This is a genomic window from Johannesbaptistia floridana (assembly GCF_057440575.1).
The window spans coordinates 1-25,578 of the sequence record NZ_JALKVM010000074.1 but is presented as its reverse complement, the minus strand read 5'-3'; the positions used below and the strand labels follow the sequence as shown (position 1 = coordinate 25,578).

Here is a 25,578-nt window from a genome sequence, read left to right as displayed (position 1 = left end):
CGTTGAGCATTAATTCTTTAACTCATTACTTCAAAACTTCTTTCACTTCAAAACTTATTACTTCAAAACTCAACCTCCACCAGTAACTTTGGGTAAAGATGCGAGGGGTGCAATAAACTTACTCAAAATTGCCAGCGAAAGCGGAGAGCGCCTTAGAGGCTGTTTTGTGGTCAATAATCTTGAGTTATTGGGAGGCGCTCTCCGCCACTTCACAAGTTATTTGTGACCCCAAACCATTAACTGGTAAAGGCTGGCAATTTTGAGCAGGTTTTCTCTCGCGGTCTGAGTTTAAGAGGTTTAGATACAAACTCTTAATTGCTAAATAGCTATTTCCAAACGAGTAATAGCTGAGTGCATACCTTGAATACGTTGACTCATCGCTCCTAATTCAGTAATTAAAAAAGTATAATATTCTAAACAAGAATTATTCAAATGCTGCTGATTTGAACCATCAACTCCACAAGTAACTAACTGTTTTTCAGGGAAATTTGCCAAGATTTCAGCAAAGGGACTGTCTAAATCTGGTAATTCTGATGGTATGTGACTGTTACGTAGAGAATCAACCAAAGAAATTAAAACGAATTCCAAGAGATTAATATAATTAGTCAATTCTTGAGGAAGGGGAGTTGACGGCAGATTATCTAGTTGAGTGAATACTACAGTGACAGAACGAGTAAACAAATGAAGATAACTAAGTAAGGCTATAGCTGGTTCAATATGAAGGGTTTTACTTTGGGGTTCACTACTTAAACGTTGTAGAGAGGCTTGGGCATTAAAATAGGCTAAACGGTTCTGCTTCCGTAGTTGGGAAATAGATGCAGGAGATGGTGGGGATATTTCTGTATGGGTATTCATCACTTCTGAAAAATAACCAAGACTACACTCAATAGCAGTAGCTAAGTCTGATACTAACTTTTGCTGTTGGCGATCGCGGAATAAAACAAACGCTCCTATCACTGCTAATATTGCCCCTAAACAAGTCCACAATAATCTAGTCAAAACAATTTCATAAATATCGATATTTTCATTGAGAGATTCTAAAATTATTACAAATATTGAGATAAAAAATACTCCTATGCCATTGTGAAACCGCAGCACTGATAAAGCTATCGATATAGATAAAATACTAATTGCCTGTAAAATTATTTCTGCTTTGATAAATGAGAAAATCAAGGGAGCTAATAAAGCGCCTAAAATAGTTCCAATGATTCTATGCCAGAAACGCTGATAAGTGTTACCAAAGTCTGGTTGCAAGACTAAAATAGTAGCTAAGCTTATCCAAAAACCTTTAGGAATATTAAAAACACTATAGATAATTATACCAACAGTAGTAGTAATAGCTAAGCGCAAGCTATGACGAAATAAGCTTGATTTAAACGTAAAATTATCTTGAATAGTTTCTAGCCAAGCTAATTCTTCTGATTTCTGGTAAATTTTTTCTTGAGATAATTTAATCTTTTTAGGATGATAATTATTTTTAATTTGATAAGCTATTTCTGTAGAAAATTCGAGATGCTTAAATACTTTCTCTGACTTAATAATTAATTTGCCTAAGGCTACGAACCCTGGATAATCTTCAGGAGATTGAATATTCTGACTTTGCTGTAATTCTTTTTGTTGTTTGAGAGCTTTAATTAAATTATCAAGAAAGCCTAACTCAATCACCGCTTTTTTATTGACAATTAAACGAGCTATATTGTGATTAATTATGCTTATTTGTTCGAGTATATCTTTGATTAAAATATTAACAGTAACAAATTGAGAGAAGCGATGATGAACTTCTACTAACTCAATTAAGGTAAAAATATCAGTAATTAAATTATCAGCAGTTTCAAGTAAAATACAAGCTAATTCACCAATGGTACTTCTTCCCAATCTACTACGACGATTAATAGCTAAAGCATCTCTAGCCTGTTCAACAGTTTGTCTCAACTCCACCACCTTTTGACTGTGAAGTTGATCGGAATTTTTTGCCAAAAAGTATTTTTCCTCAAAAACTCGACTATATTTAGCAATAGTGGCATAACATTGAGCTACTGCCTTTCTAACAGGCTGATAAGGGGCTACAGACCACATAACTAAAGAAAGGAATATAGCCCAAGCTGAACCGACTAAAACCACACTAGCCCGCATAGTAGCTAACCAGAAGCCGCCAGAGGGCAAATTGAGCGCAAAAATAAAAAACAAGGCAGAAACAATGCCCGCCATAACCCCAGCATAACCCTGAAAACCAGCATAGCCACAAGCAAATATCCACAAAAAAGCAAGGAGAATTTTCAAATAAAGCAGATGACTGACTAAAGTGCCGATAAACAGGGCTGCCACCGCAGTAGTAGCGATCGCCATCATCATGCGACTACGAGTTAGATATAATCCCCCCACATCGGCCAAAATAATCGGGTAACCAGCCAAACCTATATATAAACCTATTTCTGGATAAGAGGTAAATTCCCCAATAATTATCGGCACCAGAAATAAAATGAGAGTACGTATACCAGCAGCAATCCTTAGTTTGCCAGTAGGTTGCAACAAAAAGCGAAAGCGACGGGATGGATTACTTGACATACAACTATATATTATCAATTTTTACTTTTGTTTATAGCTTAATCAATTAAACTATTAACAAAATCGCTCTTTCGTCATTTAGGGGTAAATTGTATCAAACATTACTTCTACCGCTCTCTAGAGCGATCGCCTGAGATCTTACACTAGAACAAAAGTACTAAATAGGCCAACAAGCGAGAATCAATTTTTAAGCGCGATCGCATTAATTCTTTAACTCATTATTTCTTACTTCAAAACTTCAAAACTTCAAAACTCATCCACTACCAGTAACATTAGGTATAGATGCAAGATTTGAGATCGCGCCGTACCAAATCTCAACTAGTACACTTGTTCACTAAAAAGTGTATACTAAGAAGTATTGAACTAACAAATAGTCATCTGAATTATGACCACCACTGTACCTGTAGAGATAGTTTGGTCTAAACTACCAGACGATTATATCCTTCCCGATGATCCTGTGGATAATATTAATCAACCTTCCCTCGCTAATGCCCTGACTGAAAGTCTAGAATTAGCAGGACTTCTACCTAGTAATGCTTTAACAGCTACTAACTACGGAATTTGTACCACTATTAACGGCAAAATTGTGGTAAAAGCACCTGACTGGGTATATATTCCCCAAATCAGCGTAGAACGCGAGCAAGTATACCGCAGCTATACTCCTAGACTACAAGGTTCTATGCCTGTTCTAGTCTTAGAATTTTTATCGGATACAGATGGGGGAGAATACTCCGCTAAGCAGACATATCCTCCCGGCAAGTTTTACTTTTATGAGAAAATTCTACAAGTACCTAACTACGGAATCTTTGAACCAAAATCAGGGAATTTAGAACTCTATACCCTCAGAGAGTCAACTACCTACCAACTAGAAACTCCTGACTCCCAAAATCGATACTGGCTGTCAGAAATGGGCTTATTTTTGGGAGTATGGCAAGGTGAAAAAGAAAATCGAGACGGCTACTGGTTACGCTGGTGGGATGAAGCCGGAAATTTATTGTTGTGGGGTAAAGAACAAATAGCCCAAGAAAAGCAACGGGCAGAACAAGAAAGGCAACGGGCAGAACAAGAAAGGCAACGGGCTGAAGAATTGTTAGCAAAATTGCGAGAATTAGGTTTTGAAGAATGAATGTAATCAGGGGATCGCCCTTCCCCTCAAAGTTGACTATGGGGGAGTTTTGCTTTTTACTCAATCTTGTCAATCTTCTAAAATAGAAGAAAATATATAAATGCGATCGCCGTCTATGAGCTATTGCCTTAATCCAGATTGTCAGAGGCCCCAAAACCTACAAAATAACCGTTTTTGTCAAAACTGCGGCACAGAATTACTACTAAAAAGCCGTTATCGCGCCCTCAAATTAATTGGTCAGGGAGGATTTGGTAAAACCTTTTTAGGCATTGACGAAGATATTCCCTCTCAACCCGTATGTGTAATTAAACAATTCTTACCTATAGCTCTAAGTACTTTAGAAATTGACAAAGCTACAGAATTATTTACTCAAGAAGCACAACAATTAGATCAATTAGGAAACCATAATCAAATTCCTCAATTACTAGCTCACGTAGAACAAAATAAACGTCTTTACTTGATTCAAGAATATATAGATGGTCAAAATTTAGCTCAAGAATTAGAAAAAGAAGGACCATTTTCTGAAGAAGCGATTCTAGAACTCTTAAAAAGTCTCTTACCAGTACTAGATTTTGTTCATAGTTACAAAGTCATTCACAGAGATATCAAGCCAGAAAATATCATTAGACGCAGTCAAGACGGGCAATTTGTTTTAGTTGACTTTGGAGCCTCTAAACTAGCTAATAGCAACGTTTTAGCCAAAACAGGTACTATTATTGGAACTCCCGGATATACAGCACCGGAGCAGGCTATGGGCAAAGCTAATTTTAGCAGTGATATCTATAGCTTAGGTGTAACTTGTATACATTTATTACTGCAAATAGAACCCTTAGAACTATTTGACCACAGCGAAAATGATTGGGTGTGGCAAGACTATCTAACCACCCCCCTAAGTTCAGAATTAGTAAATATTCTCAAAAAAATGGTAGCAATGGCTACTAAAAAACGTTATGGTTCTGCTCAAGAAGTCTTAGAATCTCTAAACTTACTTAATAATCAACCTCCACCAAATTTACCAAAAACTCTACCTCGCCTAGTAGAAATCGATAAACGTTTTGGCTATATCGACAAGGAAGGTAAAATGGTAATCAGTTTACAATTCAGCCAAGCTAGGGGTTTTTCTCCCGATGGATTAGCCGCGGTTAAACGTGGACGTCATTGGGGTTTTATTGATTTCCAAGGTAAATTGCGAATTGCACCTCAATTTGAAGCTGTTTCTGATTTTGCTGCTGGGTTGGCAGCTTTTAAATATTCTAAATGGTATTGGTTACAAGCTAAATGGGGTTATATCAACTACCAAGGCAAGATAGTAATTGAACCGCAATTTAACCAAGCTTTCAGCTTTTCGGAAGGTTTAGCTTTAGTGCGTGTAGGATTTTTGTGGGGATATATCAATACTGAAGGAGTGATCATGATTGAACCTCAGTTTGAAGAAGCTGGTAATTTTAAATCAGGACTGGCCCGAGTTAAGTTTAATACCAAATGGGGGTATATCAATCCTCAAGGCAAAGTAGTTATACCTCCCCGGGATAATGCACGGGATTTCTCAGGAGATTTAGCCGCGGTGGAAATTAATCAATTTTGGGGCTATATCGATAAACTAGGTAAACTAGTTATTCAGCCTCAATATTTAGATGCTTTAGATTTCTCCGAAGGTTTAGCACCAGTTTTGATAGAAACTAAATTTTTAGGTTTATTAGTCACTGGACAAAAATGGGGTTACATTAATAAGCTTGGTACAGTAGCAATTGAACCTCAATTTGATTGGGCAGATAGTTTTGCTGAAGGTTTAGCAGCAGTTAAAAAAAACAATTACTGGGGTTATATTAATAAGTTGGGTCAAATGATAATTGCGCCTCGCTTTGATTTTGCTGCGGCTTTTACTGATAATATTGCTGAGGTTATTTTAGGAGGACAATGTCGCTATATTAACAAAAGAGGAGAATTTGTTTATTAACTCAAATATAGAGTTTTTTCTCGGGAAAAGTTTATAAATACCATTTATGGCGTTTTTTAGTCTACTGAGGTACACAGGTTAACGGATTGAGGAAGGAACGGGGAACACCGGAACAGGGAACACCAAAACAGGGAATAGAAAATGTACCTCACTTGCTTTGGAATTGCTATAATCAGCGGATTTAGTATGACTACCTGACCCGGTATGAGCAAAAACTAATTTTAATACATTTGTAAACATTATTTGTGTAAATTTTTGTTACAGATTTAGTTTAAACTTTTACTAGAAAAATAAATTTCTGGTTATACTAAACGATATATAGATAATAAATCTGATTAAATTATATCAAATTGATTAAAAAATGCTAAAAGTCGATATGTAGTCAATTATTAATGCTACAGGGAGAAAACCTTGCTATGTATACTGTTTCCGTCTTGGTGGGCTACCCAGTGCGCCGGAAGCGCTCTCTTCCCTCCGCTGTTCCTTCCTTTCCTTATATTTATCGGATTTTTTTAGGGAAATGATATTAGTATTTAAAATTCTCTATTTATTATTAAATAAATAAGAGTTAACTAAAAAAATAAACAATGAAAATTCTTTCTAAAAAACTATTTCCGCTGCCGTTCTATAGTTTTAGGATAGTTATTATTTCAATTTTATTAGCATTAATAATCTTAGTATTTTTAGAAAAACAAGTACTACCTAATTTAGAACAAGAATCTCAAATTGTTTCTCAAAACTGGCAAAGAGAAACAACCAAAATTGATTACAACAACAAAAACAAGAATCTAGCAGATGGATTATATGATGAGACTAGTGATTGGATACCATCGGCTGATTCTAACTGGATTTGGCACTCAAAAGGATTTCCGGTTAAAGAGGAAAAAACTAAAGCTAAACGTATTTTAGTTATGGGAGATTCTTTTGTGTGGGGTTATGGAACCAATAACATGAATGATCTTTGGTGGCGACAATTACAAAGAGAGCTCAATAGCAGGGGATATTATCAAGTTGAAGTGATAGCCGCAGGTCATCGTGGAGCTTCCACCAGGGAACAGTTCAAGGCTGCTAAATACTTAAATCTTGTGGAAAAGTATCAACCAGACTTGATGATTTGGGGATATGTGACCAATGATCCTGACGAAAGAATAGTTAAACAATTTCAAGATCATATATTAGCTCAAGATCAAGTTATTTCTTCACTCCATAATTTAGAATATAAAAATTTCTTTCCTAAATTAATGGGACAACTAGTTGATACTCGGAGAAAAAAACTAGTTGAAACCTTGCAAAGCGAAGAGAATGGTTACGAATACGATACCTGGTCCCTTAAACTTTTAGAAGGAAAAAATTGGGAAAAGTATCAACAGACTGTCAAAGAACTAGGAGAATGGAAAAAAACCTTAAAAATTCCTAGTTTTGTGATAACTTTACCAAATAGTCCATCAGAAGAGACATTTAAAAGTCATTATGCTCAAGTTCAACCTGTATTTGAGTCTAATCAAATACCTTTTTACAATATTTTAGATGAATTTGTGGCTGAGTATCCGAGTAATCAGATTTTGGGTAATAATCTAAGCTGGGGAATCAATCCCGCAGATGGTCATCCGGGTAATATCAGTACCCATTTTTATGCAGTAAAAGCATTAGATTATATTGAAAAAAACTATCCAGAAACCCTAGGTAAAAAAGACTTAAATAAAATTGAGCATGAGGTAAAAATAAACGATTGGATGCCCCCATCTCCTCTCCTAGAAGTTTTTCCTGAATCACCGGGAGTGTATAGATTTAAATACCCTCAATCAGAAGCATCAATGCCATATATGCCAGTCAAAAGAAATTATGTTCAATTTAACTTAGAAAATCCTGTGAATATTCAAGAAATTCGTTTAACAGGAACTGGTTTACAGAAAGCGATTATTGATTATACCTCGGTTAATCCAGAACTTGGATACGATGACCACAGTATATATTCTTTAGGAGAAAAAGAAGGACAATCACTATCTTGGAATCTAGAAAATGAAACCTTAGCTCAATCAGTAAATACTATTAGAATATCTGCTAATTTTGTTAATTCTGAGGGAGAGCTCACTATGACTATTATTAGTAATAATATTAATTGAAAAACCTTGACAAAACTATGAATAAAACTCGTATTTTAGGAATTTCTGCATATTATCATGATTCTGCTGCTGCTATAGTAGAAGATGGTAAGATTCTTGCTGCTGTACAAGAAGAGAGATTTACTAGAAACAAAGGCGATTCATCTTTTCCCCATCATGCCATTAATTATTGTTTAGAACAAGCCCAAATCAAAGAAGATGAGTTAGACTATGTGGTTTTTTATGAGAATCCTTTAAATAAATTTGAAAGATTATTAACAACTTATCATCTCAATGCACCTAAAAGTTTACGAAGTTTTTTAAAAGCCATGCCATCGTGGTTAACTCAAAAACTGTGGCTAGAAGATGAAATTGCACGAGAAATGGGAATAAAAAAACGGATTTATGTTAATGACCACCACCTTTCTCATGCTTGTAGCGCTTTTTATCCTTCTCCTTTTGAAGAAGCGGTAATTTTAACCATTGATGGTGTGGGAGAATGGTCAACCACTACTTTAGGTATAGGCAGAAATAATCAGATAGAACTTTTAGAAGAAATTAGATTCCCCAACTCTTTTGGCTTACTCTATTCTGCTTTTACTTATTACACAGGCTTTAAAATTAATAGTGGTGAATATAAACTCATGGGATTAGCTCCCTATGGAGAACCGAAATATGTAGATATCATTCTCAACAAGTTAATCAAACTCAATAGTGATGGTTCGATTATTTTAAATCAAAACTATTTTAACTATGTTAATGGTTTAACCATGACTAATAAAAGATTTAATCAATTATTTGGTTCCCCTCCACGCCAACCCGAGTCTTTAATCACTCAAAAAGAAATGGATATAGCCGCTAGTATCCAAGAGGTTTTAAACCAAGCTGTTTTACTCATGGGGAAATATGCTTATGAGAAAACAGGATTAAAGAATATTGTTTTAGCAGGTGGTGTAGCTTTGAATGTTGTTTCTATGGGTAAACTTTCCAAAACGGGTTTATTCAATCAGTTATGGATTCAACCTGCCTCAGGAGATGCTGGAGGTGCCTTAGGTTCTGCACTATGGATGTGGTATGCAAAATTAGGTAATAAACGTATTGTAGATAAACCAGATAGTATGCAGGGGTCTTTTCTCGGTCCAGAAATTGCTCCAGAATCCGTTGATGATGACAGTATTCTTAAGACTCTAGGTGGTAACTGGGAGAGTTTAACAGATGATGCTCTACAAGAATTAATTGCTGCTAAAATAGCTGAAGGTAAAGTTGTAGCTATAGCTAGAGGCAGAATGGAATATGGTCCTCGTGCTTTGGGTGCAAGGTCGATTCTTGGCGATGCTCGTTCTCCTCAAATGCAGAGTCACATGAATCTTAAGATTAAGTTTAGAGAAAGTTTCCGTCCTTTTGCGCCTATGGTTTTAGCAGAAGATGCTACTAAATACTTTGATATTCCCCAAGAAAGTCCCTATATGCTCTTAGCATATCCAGTTACAGAAAAGCAGAGAATTCCCGTAGCTGACAATAATTTGTTTGGAATAGATTTACTGAAAGTACCACGTTCTCATATTCCCGCAGTAACTCATATTGACTATTCAGCTAGAATTCAAACCATAGATAAAGAAAGGAATCCTTTTATGCACAAAATACTCACTAAATTTAAACATCTGACAGGGTGTTCCGTGGTTGTCAACACCTCTTTTAATGTACGAGGAGAACCTATTGTGAATACAGCAGAAGACGCCTATAGATGCTTTATGGCCACTGAAATAGATTATCTTGTAATTGGTAATCGTTTCTTTGACAGGGAAAAACAGCAACAACAACCTTTAACTGATGAAGAAAGAGCCCAATGGCTAAGGAGATTTGAACTTGACTAACTTTACCTATATCCGCCGAGTACGACAAAGAGAAAAAATATCTCGTCTGAAGCAACTCATGACTTTTGGGTTTGTCTTAGGCTTGCTAATTACTTTGTTCAGTATGTTTAAATATTTATTTGTGGTTAATTTTAGTGATAAATTATGGCAAATTATGAGCATAGTGGGCATTGTGATAATTTTTTTATCAATAGCACTTCCCACATCAATTGCAGGAGTTGAAAAGTTATTTCGCCTAGTAACTCAAAAAATAGGTGAAACGGTATTTTCTCTAATTCTAATTATGAGTTACTTTATGTTAATAATGCCAGTCGGTTTATTTTTACAATCATCTAAAGGCGTTGAACCTTTTTATAGTTGGGAAAATAAATGTAATTTAAAAGTAGAAGGATGGATAAAAAAAGAATTAAAAGAAGACCTGAAGCTTGTTAATAAAAATGCTCAAAAACTTCCTCTAATTCTACAGCCAATTACAGTAATATCTTATTTCATACGTAATGGACATTATGTGTTTATTCCTATACTTATATTGATGTTGACACTAGGATTAATCATGTTTTTTGTCCAGACTTCAAGTTTAGCTCCATTTATCTATACCTTGTTCTAGATATAGCCTTTTCTAAGTTAGTATTTATGAAAAATTGTTGCTAGAGGTTGATAAATCTTATTGCATTTCAAAGGACTTATGAGGTTGTACCTAACTCCTGCCTCGGTGCCTCAAAAGGATAACCTTTGTACCTCACAAGAATGGGAATTGCTATATCATCATGGACTAGAAATTAAGCTCATTAGAGAAACAGGATTGAAACATGACTAATCAATCAAAAGCTACATCAAGGATACAAAATATTATTTCTACCGCTATTAACAAATACAATAGGTTTATTTTTGTTTCTCCTTGGCATGATGTTACAGATTATCAAACTTTGTTCCGGTTTTTAGGGGATTAATCTTAGCTCTAAGTACAATTACTTATGAAGTATAATGACTAATAAGCGCGATCGCTAAACCTTTAATTGGGAGGTCATTTAGGAGATTTGAGAAAAATTTTGATTTCTTAATAGGAAATATAGCAATGAGCGTTGTAGTGTTAACAATATTTAGATAAACTTTTCCCCCCAACCCCCCGCAAACTCGGGGGGCTTTTCATAATAACTGTAAACATCTATTTGCGAGCTTGCTATAATTAAGCGATCGCCATAAGCTCAGATCTTGCATCTTTACCTAATGTTACTGGTGAGGGTTGAGTTTTGAAGTAATAAGTAATGAGTAATGAGTAATGAGTAAGAGAATTAATGCGATCGCGCTTAAAAATTGATTGACCCTAAAGGCGTATTCAGACTAGATTTTGTAGGTTGGGTTGAGGCACGAAACCCAACATTAATGTTTAATTAATTATATAATTAAATATTGATGCAAATCCTTAAAAACCCTCTCCCTGCTCCCTGCTCCCTGCTCCCCCTCTCCCCCCTCTCACCTGTCGGCCAATTTCTGTACTTTTGTTTTGGTGCTTTGATATGAGATAAGTGAAAATAGACGTTTAGTCTAAACTCCAGTCTGGAGCAAGGCTGGCAATTTTGAGTAAGCTGGGAATCTTAAAAGCAATTTTCCAACTCTTTTAAGACAATATCTGTGATTACTTGAATTCTATATTTACAAGCCATAGTTTCTTGAGAATTTAATGTGCCATTTTCCCAATATTTATTACTACCTGCACCTCCACCACAAACACCAAAATAATCACAGTTTTGACGGCATAAATTAATTCCTGCTGTCATGTCTTGGTAAATTTTGGCAAACTTTTCTGTATAACATACAGATTCAAAACTATTCTCTAAAATGTTTCCTAGGATGAAATCACCATACAAGTCAGTTTTGACGGACAATAATTCTGGGTCAAAGGTAGAAAAGTTACCTTGATTATCTATACTAACAATCACAAAAGGTTTATTCATGTCAGTATTAGTTAGACGTTCATTAGTATAAACTAGGCCGCAAATTGTTTCAAATTCTCTTACCTGTATCTCTCCATCACTTTCAACAGTTAATTGCCAAAATCTTGACATAAAATCCCGGTATCGTTTTTCTAATCCCTGTTTGTTTAGAGATGAGCTTTGATTAATTCCCTCAACTTCCTCCATATTAAAGCCTATGTCAGTTATCCCGTTTTCTAGAAAAAAATGAAAAATTTCCTCAGGATAGTCTAGAGAATCAGCCGTAATCACGGCTATAATACTCACAGGTATATTATTTTTTTGTAAATAAGAAATTCCTCTCATGGTAGCAGCATGACTGCCTATCCCTGTCTTAGTTTGGCGGTGGGCATTATGAATAAAATCAGGACCATCTATACTAACTCCCAGATGAACTTGATGTTCTCTAAAAAAATCACACCAATCTTGATTTATGAAGATACCGTTAGTTTGTATAGAATGGATAATTGAATACTCGGTTTTATTAAATTTATCACTTGTTTGATTAATTAGCTCAAAAGCTTGTTCATAAAAACTAATAGGAACTGCCAAAGGTTCCCCTGCATGCCAACATACTGTCAAGTCTTGATTAAAAAAGGGACTGGTAAAAATATTTTTAAAAATAGGTTCAATTAAATCTAGAGATAGTTGTTTTTTGAGATGACGATTTGGTAAGTAACAGTAATCACAATCTAGATTACAAAATGATGTTGACTGAATTACGACTAGATTAATAGGACCAAATTTAGAAATATCTATACTCATAATTAATATCGATTCCAGAAAGAGCCACCATCTACCCAACCATTACGCCAAGGTCTCCTATTAACAAAGCCACCACCATGACCATCAGCCCATCCACCACGTCTACCATTGACCCATCCTCGATTACCTCCATCTCCCCAACCCAAAGCCAGAGTTTGCTCTGGTTTGGCTTCTTTGGATTGAGGTAATTGATTTTCCTTGTTTTTGATATTGGCGTTAATTTTGTTTATACGTTGCTCTATACTCAATTGATGAGAAGGATTGGTGTGTTGTTGATTAGTAGTGGCATTAGTGGCAGAAGCATTGAGGGCAGATAGGGTGAGTAGAAATCCCACTAGGCTTATCCTTTTTTTATTGTTCATAGTTTTATTTAATAGTTTTTATTCTTGTTCTTCAAATGATAAGGGTATTTGTTCGTGAGTGAGAATAATCTGGTTAAAGAAATCTTTGATTTGATCTTGTTCTATTTCAATAATCCCTTCTGGTCCTAACCAGCGCCCTACAGTTTCAACGGAGGTGGGGTCTCCAATCACATAACCCTGCATTAGTTTAACAATGGCATAATTGACCACATTCAAAAAGTTAGAGTTATTCTGAGGTACCATACAGCCTAAACCATACATAGCATAGGGTTTTTCTGGTACCAATTTATAGGCATCTGGATCTAATCTTTGACTAACTCCTTCTAGAATTATCCTATCTCCAGCGATCGCATCAACTCTACCTTCATCTAATGCTTGAAAGGCTTCTTCTACATTTCCCACCGGAACTAAAGTAGCATTTGGTGCTATGGATTTCATTGTTTCTTCACTTATCGTATACTTTGCTACAGCAATGTTTTGATTTACCAAAGTTTCTGGAGCCCCTAAATTACTATCCTGTTTAACTAATAAACTGATGCCAGAAACACTATAACTCACAGAAAAGTCGGCAAATTGGTCTCTATCCCAGGTAAAACCCACAGTGCAAAAAATATCTATTTGTCTACTTCTGAGAGAGGGAATTGTTTCGGCAAAATCTTCTATTACTATTACTTGTACTGTCAGTTCTTTCCCGAGTTTCTCTTCTAGTTCAGTTTTTATTAATTTTAGTACATCTATAGAGTATCCTACTAATTGTTCCTGGTCATCTATATAAGAATAGGGAATTAAATCAACCCTTGTGCCTACTGTTAATACTCCTGTTGTAGCTACTTTTTCTATAACTGTATCAGCTTTGGTAGGAGTTGAGATTCCTAAGATAGCTAAAATGCTTAAGATTCCCAGTAAAAGTTTTTTACTCATTTATTTTAATATTTATATTTTTAATCAGGTTAAATAAACTAGTCAAATTATCTTATCATAAAATCTTACTTTCAGTCTGATGTATAATTAGAAAGAGAAAAGCATTCTCACTAGAAATATATTATGGTGAAAAAGCTAAGTTTTATAAAATCATATCTTATCTACTATTAATTATGACGATAGAAGCACAACTTGCCGTTTTAATCAAGGAAGCACCAGAATATGGTTTCCCTCCCGAGATTATGCAGCAAGGAGTCACCCCCATACTGAGAGAATTAACTAGTAATTTAGACCATCTTGATTATTTTATCTGTCAAAATGCCCAACTCAATTGGTTGATTACCACATTAAGACATCGAAATCAACCAGAATCAGAAAAAAAAGTTATTTATGCTTTTAGTACTCTAGCTGACGCTATAGAAATGCAGGGATTGTATAATGAGTCGGTTTCTCCTGTATCTATACCAGTAACTCATCTTTTGTTTCAGTTGTTTGCTCTAAAACCTGTAGACAGTATTATCTTTATGGATACACCAGGCAATTTAGATAAGGGGAAGGAAATTGCTAAGAGTACTTTGTTTCAATTGTTGCAAGGGCAATTACAACAATTTAAATCTAAAAATATTCCTCCAGATCTAGCTTAATTTTGTGATTTAGTTCTACTTAACTATGTCTAACCTTAGAAAAAGACTTATTCTTGTATTGGATGGGAAATTCTCTTGAGTGCGATCGCCTACACATCCAAGAAGCCATTCCCCCCCTAAATAGCTATGCTTTATAAGCAACTCACCAAACCCTTGTATAGCAGGGAGCACTGTAGCACGGGAGCAGGGGTGCAATAAACTTACTCAAAATTGCCAGCGAAAGCGGAGAGCGCCAAGAGAGGCTGTTTTGTGGTCAATAATCTTGAGTTATTGGGAGGCGCTCTCCGCCACTTCATAAGTTATTTGTGACCCCAAACCATTAACTGGTAAAGGCTGGCAATTTTGAGCAGGTTTTCTCTCGCGGAGAGGGATTTTCAGTAAAATTACTTAAGTTGTGGATAAAATGTATATTACTATACATTATTTTCTTAAACAAAATCTGAAAAAGCACATAATCACAAGTTGGTGTTTTTGTCAAGTTTTATGTTAAGAAAGATGTTTATAAAGGATAGCCTAAATAGCAGGGCTGTTTTGTTCTTGACAAAGAAAATGGTGAGGAGAAGCACCGGAGCGGGAAGAGGGGATTTTTTGCTAATAATAAATCCCCTTTTTTCTAATAATAGCTAAAAAGAGCGTCAACTTTTGTGGTGTTCAGCTTCTAGCTTACGACAAAATTTTAGCATAAAACAGCCCTGCCCCAAAAATAGTACAAATCTACAAGGTCTAACTCCTATTTTCTTTACATATCGCCCCCAAGAAGATAATCGGATTGAGTAAATTCAGTAGTATTTTTCAGAACGGCGAAAATACTATTAGTATTATTGTCTGCAATATTGATATCGCCATTACGGACAAAAATATTTAGGTCAGCAAAATCGAGATCACTGCTAAAGAGGTCTTCACCCCGAACAAAGTCATTGATGATATCTTTACCCTCACCGGATAAGACCATAAAGGTATCGGCGCCACCTCCACCTAACAGGCGATCGCTTCCTGGTCCTCCATCTAGTAAATCATCTCCTCCTTCACCTCTTATCACATCATGCCCTTGATTGCCTCTAATGATTTCATCATCACTAGTACCTGTTAAGGTATCTTTGTTGGATGTTCCTTCAATGATTGATGAGTTATTGAGGATATAATCAGATTGAGTAAATTCAGTAGTGTTTTTAACCACAGCTAAAATACTATTAGTATTATTGTCTGCAATATTGATATCGCCATTCCGTACAAAAATGTTTAGGTCAGCAAAATCGAGATCACTGCTAAAGAGGTCTTCACCCCTAACAAAGTCATTGATGATATCTTTACCCTCACCGGATAAGACCATAAAGGTATCGGCGCCACCTCCACCTAACAGGCGATCGCTTCCTGGTCCTCCATCTAGTAAATCATCTCCTCCTTCACCTCTTATCACATCATGCCCTTGATTGCCTCTAATGATTTCATCATCACTAGTACCTGTTAAGGTATCTTTGTTGGATGTTCCTTCAATGATTGATTGCTTATTGAGGATATAATCAGATTGAGTAAACTCAGTAGTATTTTTCAGGACCGCGAAAATTTTCTTATTGTGTGCAATATCAATATTGCCATTCCGTACAAAAATGTTTAGGTCAGCAAAATCGAGATCACTGCTCAAGAGGTCTTCACCCCTAACAAAGTCATTGATGATATCTTTACCCTCACCGGATAAGACCATAAAGGTATCGGCGCCACCTCCACCTAACAGGCGATCGCTTCCTGGTCCTCCATCTAGTAAATCATCTCCTCCTTCACCTCTTATCACATCATGCCCTTGATTGCCTCTAATGATTTCATCATCACTAGTACCTATTAGGATATCTTTCGTGGCTGTTCCTGCAATAATGCCCGGCGTTGGTGGAGGTTCATCGTTGTCTAGGATGGTGAGGAGTGAAGTCCCTTGACTCCCTACACTAGCACCATTGGTTGGATTAGAAAGAGCTAGATTGATAGTTTCATCTGATTCTACATCCCTATCATCAACAATAGGAATAATGATAGTTTTACTAGTTTGACCATCAGCAAAGCTTACCACTATTGGAGTGTTATCATAATCATTTGGTGCTATAGCTGTGCCATTCCTGGGCCTAACGGTAATGTTTACACTTCCATCACTACCTTCTATTCTGACTAAAGTAATAACCGTACTGGCGGTACCATCTTCGTTTACTGTGTAAATAGCGTTATCGAAGTTAATTATTCCTGGAGTAGGGGTTGATTGTAGCTCAAAAGCCCCAATATCCACTGTATCCACAAACCTTGATAACCCTCTTTGGTCAGTAGTTAGGCGATCGCCATTAAAATCTACTGCTAAACTATTGTCCCCCTTATCAATAGCTGGACTCCCAGGAATTAAAGCTAGAGTTTTAGTCTCTCCACCATTATCTGCTAGGGTCGCTTCTATAATACCAGTTGACGAAGGGGCGATAATATTCTTGTTATTTTGACCAATCGTACCTCCTATATTGGGGTTAGAATTAGCTCTGTTGCCGGCGATGATATTATTGTTAAGGTTGTTTGTCCCAAAACGTGAATCAATTCCTCCCCCTGACATTGCCGAGTTGCCAGCGATAATTGAATTAGTTACCTCTGTATCTTGATTTGAGTAGATGCCTCCGCCGTATTCCGTGGCAACGTTGCCAAATACAGTTGAACTGATTACAGCTGTACTGTTTCCCGAAAAAATGCCGCCTGCGACTGAATCCTTATTTATGTCGCCTCCGTCAATTGCCAAGTTGCCAAATATAGTTGAATTAATTACACTAGTATTCCCAGTTGAAAAAATGCCTCCGCCGAAGTTATCTGCATAAATTTGACTCCCGGAGCGGTCAATTGCCGAGTTGCCAGAAATAGTTGAATTGATTACACGTGTCCCGCGAGAGTTGATGCCGCCCCCTGAAATTGCCGAGTTATCAGAAATAGTCGAATTGGCTATGTAGGTATTATTTGCTGAATCAATACCTCCACCGTCGAAAAGTGCCGAGTTCCCTGAGATAGTTGAATCGGTTACAACTGTATTTGCAGATGCTATACCTCCGCCGTAATCATTTGAATAGTTCCCAGAGACAGTCGAATTAGTTATCGTTGTTTTTTCCCTTGACAAAATGCCGCCTCCGCCGTTAGGTGTATTCAAGCCGCCGTCGTCATTTGCCGAGTTCCCTGAGATAGTCGAATTGATTACATTTGTAGTTCTAGAAAAAATGCCTCCGCCGAAACTTGCATAGTTGCCTGAGATAGTCGAATCAGTTATCTTTGTTTTGTCGTTTGAAAAAATACCTCCGCCTAAACTGCGTCGAACAATTAAGGAGGAGTCTCCCTGGTAACTTGCAGAGTTCCCAGAAATAGTAGAATTAGTTACATTTATATTAACCCTTGAATAAATGCCACCTCCGCGCAAACTTGCCGAGTTGCCTGAGATAGTCGAGTTATTAACAAACACATCATTCTGAGAATTAATTGCACCACCACTGTTACTTGCGCTTCCTCCCGTGAGAGTCAAATTATCTATGGTAAAACGGCCATTTGTTATATTGAATAACCTAAAAGTATTATTACCCTCAATTGTTATTCCCTTGGTTAAACTCGAAGCATCTATAGTCAACTCATCAGTTACTACTAAAGAACCTGTTTCCAGAGAAATTGTGCCATTATTCAGAGATGAATCAAAAGTAATTATATCTCGACCTATCCCTGTGTTAGCTCTGTTAATCAAATCTCTTAAACTATTACTCCCTGAATTGTCAAGGTTACTTACTGTATATATAGCCATTATTTTTTTATTCTAATTAACGTAATTTTTAGTTTATTTTTATTCAAAAGAGCATTTTTTTCTCAAATTTACCAATTTTTAATTAATTATATAACTAATTAATTAGTTAGAGTTTGAGGTGACCATCAAAAAGAAAAATCATCTATATTAGTTTTAGCACAATCATCAATTGTAAATAAAATTATGAATAAAGAGTATAGGTGTGATAAAAACTCCCCTCAAAAATATTTGCATTTGTTCCAAATTAAATCAACAAGCATTCGTTAACTCCAAATGAACCAGTTTTTAAGTTATCCTATTGTAACCTTTTTTTCTATTATATTGATTTCTAGCAATGGCGATCTGCCTTCGGCAAAGCTGGCGAAGCCAGTGGCCTTTTTTCAACCCACAATAATCACCAATTTTTTAGCTATAGTTATAGCTATATAGCGATTTTCAAGAAGCGTGAGGTACATTTTTTGCTCCTTGTTCCTGTTTTTAAAGTCCCATCTCCTCAGACCCTCGCATCTCTACCTAATGTTACTGGTTGGAGTTGAGTAATGAGTTTTGAAGTAATGAGTAATGAGTTTTGAAGTCTTGAAGTGAAAGAAGTTTTGAGTTAAAGAATTAATGCGATCGCGCTTCAAAATTGGTTGACCTTTGCTACTTTTCTTAGGCGAAAGAGAAATGAACTTTTTCTGAGGTTAATTTAGTACATAAGTACTGGTGCTTGAGATGAGTTAAGCCAGTAGCCGTTCTGCTTATCAAAAGCAAACACGGGAGAGCTGTTCGTTAACCTTTCTCAGTACACTTAAAAACGCTATAAGTAACTAATTGTTAAGGTAGCCAAGGATAGCCGCGAAAATCTGGAGGACGTTTTTCTAAAAAAGCCTGTTTACCTTCAGCGCCTTCTTCAGTCATATAATAAAGTAAAGTAGCATTTCCTGCTAATTCTTGTAATCCAGCTTGACCATCACAATCGGCATTAAAGGCAGCTTTGAGACAACGAATAGCAATAGGACTTTTGCTTAAAATTTCTTCAGCCCATTGTATGCCCTCAGCTTCAAGTTCTTCCACAGGCACCACACAATTAACTAAACCCATATCTAAAGCCTGTTGAGCGCTATACTGACGACAGAGAAACCAAATTTCCCGAGCTTTTTTTTGACCAACAACTCTAGCTAAATAACTCGCCCCAAAACCACCATCAAAACTACCTACTTTTGGCCCGGTCTGTCCAAAAATAGCATTGTCTGCCGCTATAGTTAAGTCACAAATCAGATGCAAAACGTGACCACCGCCAATAGCATAGCCTGCTACCAAAGCAATAACTACTTTAGGAAGAGAACGAATTAAACGCTGTAAATCTAACACATTCAGACGAGGTACACCGCTATCATCTATATAACCAGCTTTACCGCGAATACTTTGGTCTCCCCCAGCACAAAAAGCATATTTACCATCTGTATGAGGGCCTGCGCCTGTTAGTAAAACTACACCAATTTTACTATCTTCGCGAACATCACAAAAGGCTTCATACATCTCAAATACTGTTTTAGGACGAAAAGCATTTCGTTTGTCGGGGCGATTGATGGTAATTTTAGCAATACCATCTCTTTTTTGGTAAATAATATCTTCGTAGGTTTTGACATCTTGCCAAGTTTCTGTCATATAAGTCATGCTAAATTTTTTCTTACCAGTACAGATTACCATCTCTTGGCCTTCTCTTCTTCGTTAATTTTTAGGCATAATTTATTTGAGGCAAAACCCGTACTTTTAACAAAATTTAATAATTTGTGGTAAGGTTAGAGTAGAACCATAAAAAATAAATAGTTAGCAAAAGGGGGGAAATTCTATGGCTAAATTAATTCAAAATAACCCGCAAGCAGTAGAATTACAGGGAAAAATCTGGATTTATACCCATATAACTCAAGAAAACCATTCTGCCCTACGTTCTGGTTTTGCCGGTTATCCAGCTAATCCCCGTTGGAATGTTAGTAAATATCGCGCTTGGAAACAAGGAATAAAATGGCGCGAAGACTGGAAAAAGGGATTATTGAGTGTTGATAGTTCTAATTCTCAGTTGATTGCTCAAGAAGAATTAGAGAGAAAACAGCAAGTAAAAAGAGCTCCCTTGAAATGGAGGGGTAACACAATATTGGCCAAGTGATTAATTCTCCTATTGCAAAACCTACCTCATCTTGAATATTTGAGTAAGATGAGGTAGGTTTTAGCTATTATATAGAAATATTATTTAGATCGATAGTAGAAAATAATTTCTTTCTCCTTGAGGGGAACAAAATCGGCATCTATTAACATCTGGTTTAATTCTTCTAGAGGTAAATGTTTAGCACCAATTCTAATAATGCGCGATCGCATAGTATTAGTAACGCCACTACGTTGACGATTACCCTCTAAGGCCATAACTTGATGATACAATTTAAGCCTGTTCTCGGGAATGGGAGAACCATCTAAATCAAGACCTTTGGCGATCGCCTCATCTACTGCATCTGCACCTAAATTTTCTGCCATAGTTATCTATTACTAAAATTTTGTTACTGACTATACTAGAAAGTATAATAGTAAATTTTCCCTACTATTAGTCAAATAAAAAAGCAACAAAATTAAAACATGACCACAACCGTTAACCCTACTACAGCAACTGTGCCTTTAATACCAAGAGAAACACTATTTGGTAATCCAGAAAGGAGTAGTCCAAAATTATCAAGAGATGCTCAATATATAGCTTATATTGCTCCAGATGATAATAATGTTTTACAAGTTTGGTTGCAAAAGATTGGGGAAACAGAAGTAGAAAAACTAACCCAAGACGCTAAAAGAGGTATACGTTTCTATTTTTGGACTTATCAAGCAGAAAAACTAATCTACATCCAAGATGCTGACGGAGATGAAAACTTCCATCTATACCAAGTAGATGTAAAAACCAAACAAGTCAGAGATTTAACCCCATTCCAAGGAGTTAAAGCCCAAATAGTTGATTTAGACCATGCTTTTCCCGACGAGATTTTAGTAGGATTAAACCTAAATAATCCCCAAGTATTTGATGTTTACCGCATTAATCTCAATAATGGTGCCGTAGAATTAGATACAGAAAACCCCGGAAATATAGTAAGCTGGACCGCAGATAGTAATTTTGAAATTAGAGGTGCAACGGCAGCCACAGCCGATGGAGGTTCAGAATTACTTTACCGAGAGACTACTACTAGTCCTTGGCAAAGTTTACGGGTTTGGGGACCAGATGATCAAGGGGGTATCGTTAGCTTCTCAAAAGATCATCAAACTTTATATATAATCGGTTCCCATGATGCTAATGCCGAGCGCTTAATTGCCCTAGATTTACAAACCAAAGCTGAAACAGTAATCGCTGCCGACGACCAATATGATGTGAGTTCAGTAATAATTCACCCTACAGAACGATATATTCAAGGAGTGTCTTTTTATAAAGACAAAGAAGAATGGCAAATACTAGACCCTAATATCAAAGCAGATTTTGAAGCACTAGCCAAAGTACGTACTGGAGAGTTTGATCTTGGTAGTCGTGACCTCGCTGATGAAAATTGGCTAGTATCCTATGTAACCGATGATGGCCCCGTATACTATTACTTATACGAGAGAAAAACCAAAAAAACCACTCTACTCTTTAGCAATCAACCTAAATTAGAGTCTTTGCCTCTAGTGTCCATGAAACCCATTAGTTATACCGCCAGAGACGGTTTAACTATCCATGGATACCTCAGCTTACCGAAAGACCAATCAACCCCTCTACCTACAGTTTTATATGTACATGGTGGTCCTTGGGCAAGAGATACCTGGGGTTATTCTCCCACCGTACAATGGTTAGCAAATCGAGGATATGCTGTACTGCAAGTAAACTTTAGAGGCTCTACAGGATACGGAAAAGACTTTGTTAACGCGGGTAATCGTCAATGGGGTGCTTCTATGCACAATGACTTAATTGACGCCGTTAACTGGACCATTGACCAAGGTATCTCTCAACCAGATAACATAGCAATTATGGGAGGTTCCTATGGGGGTTATGCCACCTTAGCCGGACTAACCTTCACCCCTGAAGTCTTTACCTGTGGAGTTGATATAGTAGGACCGAGTAATCTCATAACTCTCATGGAAAGTATACCACCCTATTGGGCACCCTTGATGGCTATGTTCCAATACCGAGTTGGTAATTTAGAAACCGAAAGAGAGTTTTTAGAATCGCGATCCCCTCTTTTCTTTGTAGACAAGATTACTAAACCTTTGTTAATTGGACAAGGCGCCAATGATCCGCGAGTCAAAGAAGCAGAAAGTGAACAAATTGTTACAGCAATGCGTCAAGCAGGCAAACCCGTAGAATATGTTCTCTATACCGACGAAGGACACGGATTTGCTCGTCCTGAAAATAGATTACACTTCTTTGCTGTAGCAGAAGAATTCTTAGCTAAATATCTGGGAGGACGTTTTGAACCCATGAAGGAAATTAGCGGCCATTCTGGTGAAATCAGATAATCAAAAATAGCTTGCTCTTAACTCTAGAGTATTTTGGATAATTATTTGACAATAAAACTCCCCTAGTGTAGTTTTAACTCCTAGGGGAGTTTCACATATTTGACTGATAATTTCAAGATAAGAAATAGTAAAAAATATAACTAATCATCCTTTAAATTGTTTAGAATTTAGCAACAGTCCAATTTATTCTCACTTAAGATAGTTTTTAAAAACTAGAATTGAGAAAAAATCATGTACTACACTTTTGATATTATCGGTATAGCTTCCACTTTAGAATTTTTTTATCATCAAGAAAAAAAAGAAAAAAATCCTCAGCGTAGTAAAGCTTATCTAGGTAGCGATCAATGTAGCTTAGATGCCTTTATTAAATCTATCGAAAGAATTAATGCTAAACCAGACTGGAATTGGGATAATGTATTTCAGACCATAGTGAATTTTTGGCTTAAACATCCCGATATCATAGAATACTGGAAGGGAGAATTTGAGAAAGTAGGCAATGAAAACTTAATTGTTGCCAGAGTCGCTAATCTCAATAAACTCAGAAGTGAGTTTGAAGTTATCTTTGAGGAGTAGATTGGTTTAAAGGGCATTTTCAGCACGTTTATATGGTTCAAGAAGCCATAAAAATAAAAAGCTATAGCGCTACGCGAAGCGTTAACTCACGAACAGCGGAGGGAAGAGAGCGCTTCCGGCGCTAGGGAAAATTGCTTCAACAGAAGTAATTGAAAGCCTGGAATCCCCGTAACTTTAGTGCGGGGAGGAAAGCCGAACGGGCGACTTTAGTCCTCCGTAATTTAAATTGCCTAAAAAGCGATCGCCTCTTACTAGCTTGCCTATTCCCTATTCCCTATTCCCTTTTGCCTTAATAATGATAACATTTGTTTTAACTGAATTCAGTTATTCAGGTTAATTTATTTCTTTCAAAATTCACTTATGTTTCAAATCGAGCAGACAGATTCTCAATATAAAAACTACTTACTTTCGGATGAAACATCATCGTCTCAGATTACAGTAGTTCCTGAAAAGGGTGGAATCGTCACCCAATGGCGTTGGCAAAATCTAGATATATTTTATTTAGATCACGAAAGATTTACTAACCCAGAATTATCAGTTAGGGGAGGAATTCCTCTGCTTTTTCCCATCTGTGGCAATTTAGTTGATGATAGTTACGAGTATGAGGGAAACACTTATAAACTAAAACAACATGGATTTGCTCGTAATTTACCTTGGCAAGTAAAAGAAACCTCCACAGACCAAAAAGCTAGTATTACTCTCACTTTAAAAAGTAGCGAAGAAACTCGTCAAGTATATCCTTTTGATTTTGAGTTGGATTTTACCTATATACTGACAGGTGATAAATTAGAATTAATTTATGCTCATCGCAATCTTTCCGATAAACCAATGCCTTTTGCTACAGGTATTCATCCTTACTTCTGTGTACCAGATAAAAATCAACTGAAATTAGATATTCCTGCCACTCAATATCAAAGTAAGAATGATACTAAGATTCAAAGTTTTACTGGGGAGTTAGATTTTGACCTAGAAGAAATTGATATTGCTTTTCTAGATATAGCCAAGAACACATCTACAGTTACAGATTTAGAGCGTAATTTGAAACTAACCATAGGATATGACGATAACTATAAAACTCTGGTTTTTTGGACCGTAAAAGGTAAGGATTTTTATTGTTTAGAGCCTTGGAGTTCACCTCGCAACGCTCTTAATACAGGAAAAAACCTTCTAGTGGCTCAACCTGGTGCTACTATTGAGACTAAAATTTCTATGGTAGTAGAATCTCTCTAAAATTGTAAAAAATAGCCACTTCTTTAAGAGGAATGGCTATTTTTATGTTTATATTTGCGTTTTTCTCTGTCTGTTTTTCTGTTTCTTTCTTTATTTTTCTATCTTTCTTTGTATCTTTCTTTGTATCTTTCTTTGTATTTTTCTTTCTATCTTTCTCTCTATGTTTCTCTCTATGTTTCTCTCTATGTTTCTCTCTATCTTTCTCTTTGTCCTGAATCTGTTTGAATAAATAAAATTAGGAGAAAAACGGTCGGAATTAGTACAAAGAGGATTGTGGCAATAAAACCTAGTTCATTTACTTGCATAAAAGGGCACCTGTTAACAACTTTATTTAACTATATAACAGAATATCATTTTTGCTTGAATAAAAGTTACTGAATTTCAAGCTCTTTAATTATACAAGGAAGATTTAATCAAAGCTTGTGACATTTTGTTAAGGAAAATTTTTCTAGGGATGAATTCATCACAATCAATATAATTCAACAAGATGTCTATAAAGTCAAGCTTTGAGGTGTGGGATTATTGTATAAAGCTTTCAGAGATGAGTTAAGATAGAAATCACTAAGAGATGGATTTTTGCTGATCTCTTAATTTAAGTAGTCCTTGGTTGACTTAATAAAATAGAGTTACTAAAGTTGAGCTATTTGTAGGAAGGGAGAAAGTTCTACTATGGTCCTAGTTTGCCCCAATTGTCAGTTTGAAAATCCCGAAGATCGTACATTGTGTGAAAAATGCGGGACCTCTCTGGTTGAACAACCTTGTTTTAATTGTCAAACACTTGTTAACTTCGCTCAAGAAAATTGTTCTAATTGTGGAGCAACTACTGGCAAAATTAACCGGGCAGTTGTGGTATTGCATGAAAATCAGAATACTACTGTCGAGTTAATTTTGGAACAATTAATTAAGGGGAAATACTTAGATGAGAACGAACGTTATCGCATACTATCTGAATTTTCAAATTCTCAAACAGGTGTAATTGTAGGGAAAGTCCTAGATTGTATTCCTCTGAAACTGTCTAGTTTTAATTGGCCAACAAAAACCCCCAAAATTTATTCCACAATGAGTGATACAGATGATTTAGAAGCTCAAAAACCAGAAAATGTAATCAGAGAAGGGTCAAATAGAGAAGAGGTAGATAGAGAAGAGGTAGATAGAGAAGAGGTAGATAGAGAAGAGGTAGATAGAGAAGA

Annotated in this window: 20 protein-coding genes; 12 read left to right on the top strand and 8 right to left on the bottom strand. The window is 36.3% G+C overall.

What is annotated here, in order from left to right; genetic code table 11:
- Positions 1-318: 318 nt before the first annotated feature.
- On the bottom strand, positions 319-2,565 hold the full coding sequence (locus MW688_RS05510; protein WP_486734928.1) for an FUSC family protein: 2,247 nt from the start codon (positions 2,563-2,565) through the stop codon (positions 319-321).
- Between the two features lie 385 nt (positions 2,566-2,950).
- On the opposite strand from MW688_RS05510, the gene MW688_RS05505 reads away from it, so the two are divergent.
- The 6 genes from MW688_RS05505 (at position 2,951) to MW688_RS05480 (ending at position 10,574) form a co-directional block, all read left to right on the top strand.
- Positions 2,951-3,691, top strand: a complete 741-nt coding sequence (locus MW688_RS05505) for a Uma2 family endonuclease (RefSeq protein ID WP_486734927.1) — start codon at positions 2,951-2,953, stop codon at positions 3,689-3,691.
- 115 nt (positions 3,692-3,806) lie between these two features.
- The gene (locus MW688_RS05500) at positions 3,807-5,648 is read left to right on the top strand and encodes a WG repeat-containing protein (RefSeq protein ID WP_486734926.1); all 1,842 of its coding nucleotides are present in this window, start codon (positions 3,807-3,809) and stop codon (positions 5,646-5,648) included.
- 587 nt (positions 5,649-6,235) lie between these two features.
- Positions 6,236-7,771 carry an SGNH/GDSL hydrolase family protein gene (locus MW688_RS05495; protein ID WP_486734925.1) on the top strand — a complete coding sequence of 512 codons (1,536 nt, stop codon included), beginning with the start codon at positions 6,236-6,238 and terminating at the stop codon, positions 7,769-7,771.
- Positions 7,772-7,788: 17 nt separating this feature from the next.
- Positions 7,789-9,624: a carbamoyltransferase family protein gene (locus MW688_RS05490; RefSeq protein WP_486734924.1), complete on the top strand. Its 1,836-nt coding sequence runs from the start codon at positions 7,789-7,791 to the stop codon at positions 9,622-9,624.
- A complete protein-coding gene (locus MW688_RS05485; protein ID WP_486734923.1) occupies positions 9,617-10,231 on the top strand; it encodes a DUF5989 family protein in 615 nt (204 codons plus the stop codon). The genes MW688_RS05490 and MW688_RS05485 overlap by 8 nt, the downstream gene beginning before the upstream one ends.
- Before the next feature lie 202 nt (positions 10,232-10,433).
- Positions 10,434-10,574: a hypothetical protein gene (locus MW688_RS05480; protein WP_486734922.1), complete on the top strand. Its 141-nt coding sequence runs from the start codon at positions 10,434-10,436 to the stop codon at positions 10,572-10,574.
- 645 nt (positions 10,575-11,219) lie between these two features.
- On the opposite strand, the gene grrM is transcribed toward MW688_RS05480, so the two are convergent.
- The 3 genes from grrM to grrP are packed head-to-tail and all read right to left on the bottom strand — an operon-like array spanning position 11,220 to position 13,645.
- On the bottom strand, positions 11,220-12,362 hold the full coding sequence (gene grrM, locus MW688_RS05475; protein WP_486734921.1) for a cyclophane-forming radical SAM/SPASM peptide maturase GrrM/OscB: 1,143 nt from the start codon (positions 12,360-12,362) through the stop codon (positions 11,220-11,222).
- 2 nt (positions 12,363-12,364) lie between these two features.
- The gene (gene grrA / locus MW688_RS05470) at positions 12,365-12,724 is read right to left on the bottom strand and encodes a GrrA/OscA1 family cyclophane-containing rSAM-modified RiPP (RefSeq protein WP_486734920.1); all 360 of its coding nucleotides are present in this window, start codon (positions 12,722-12,724) and stop codon (positions 12,365-12,367) included.
- Positions 12,725-12,742: 18 nt separating this feature from the next.
- The gene (grrP, locus tag MW688_RS05465; RefSeq protein ID WP_486734919.1) at positions 12,743-13,645 is read right to left on the bottom strand and encodes an extracellular substrate binding-like orphan protein GrrP; all 903 of its coding nucleotides are present in this window, start codon (positions 13,643-13,645) and stop codon (positions 12,743-12,745) included.
- Between the two features lie 173 nt (positions 13,646-13,818).
- On the opposite strand from grrP, the gene MW688_RS05460 reads away from it, so the two are divergent.
- Complete coding sequence (locus MW688_RS05460) at positions 13,819-14,289, top strand: hypothetical protein (protein ID WP_486734918.1); 471 nt, start codon at positions 13,819-13,821, stop codon at positions 14,287-14,289.
- A gap of 739 nt (positions 14,290-15,028) precedes the next feature.
- Here MW688_RS05460 and MW688_RS05455 read toward each other — a convergent pair.
- Complete coding sequence (locus MW688_RS05455; protein WP_486734917.1) at positions 15,029-18,082, bottom strand: beta strand repeat-containing protein; 3,054 nt, start codon at positions 18,080-18,082, stop codon at positions 15,029-15,031.
- Positions 18,083-18,898: 816 nt separating this feature from the next.
- On the bottom strand, positions 18,899-19,732 hold the full coding sequence (menB, locus tag MW688_RS05450) for a 1,4-dihydroxy-2-naphthoyl-CoA synthase (protein WP_486734929.1): 834 nt from the start codon (positions 19,730-19,732) through the stop codon (positions 18,899-18,901).
- A 184-nt stretch (positions 19,733-19,916) separates the two neighbouring features.
- Here menB and MW688_RS05445 point away from each other — a divergent pair, with 184 nt between their 5' ends.
- Entirely contained in the window at positions 19,917-20,231 is a 315-nt protein-coding gene (locus MW688_RS05445) for a hypothetical protein (protein ID WP_486734916.1), read from the top strand.
- Between the two features lie 80 nt (positions 20,232-20,311).
- On the opposite strand, the gene MW688_RS05440 is transcribed toward MW688_RS05445, so the two are convergent.
- A complete protein-coding gene (locus MW688_RS05440; protein WP_486734915.1) occupies positions 20,312-20,593 on the bottom strand; it encodes a small RNA NsiR4-regulated ssr1528 family protein in 282 nt (93 codons plus the stop codon).
- Between the two features lie 99 nt (positions 20,594-20,692).
- Between MW688_RS05440 and MW688_RS05435 the strand changes: the two genes are divergently transcribed.
- The 3 genes from MW688_RS05435 to MW688_RS05425 all read left to right on the top strand — a co-directional run bounded on the left by MW688_RS05435 (position 20,693) and on the right by MW688_RS05425 (position 24,388).
- The gene (locus MW688_RS05435; protein WP_486734914.1) at positions 20,693-22,585 is read left to right on the top strand and encodes a S9 family peptidase; all 1,893 of its coding nucleotides are present in this window, start codon (positions 20,693-20,695) and stop codon (positions 22,583-22,585) included.
- Between the two features lie 231 nt (positions 22,586-22,816).
- Positions 22,817-23,158, top strand: coding sequence for a hypothetical protein (locus MW688_RS05430; RefSeq protein WP_486734913.1), 342 nt, complete (start codon positions 22,817-22,819; stop codon positions 23,156-23,158).
- A 360-nt stretch (positions 23,159-23,518) separates the two neighbouring features.
- Positions 23,519-24,388 (top strand): aldose epimerase family protein, encoded by an 870-nt coding sequence (locus tag MW688_RS05425; protein ID WP_486734912.1) that lies wholly within the window; start codon positions 23,519-23,521, stop codon positions 24,386-24,388.
- 194 nt (positions 24,389-24,582) lie between these two features.
- On the opposite strand, the gene psbM is transcribed toward MW688_RS05425, so the two are convergent.
- Positions 24,583-24,693: a photosystem II reaction center protein PsbM gene (psbM, locus tag MW688_RS05420; protein ID WP_486734911.1), complete on the bottom strand. Its 111-nt coding sequence runs from the start codon at positions 24,691-24,693 to the stop codon at positions 24,583-24,585.
- Between the two features lie 364 nt (positions 24,694-25,057).
- Here psbM and MW688_RS05415 point away from each other — a divergent pair.
- On the top strand, positions 25,058-25,578 hold a 521-nt coding region (locus MW688_RS05415), incomplete at its 3' end, for a double zinc ribbon domain-containing protein (protein ID WP_486734910.1).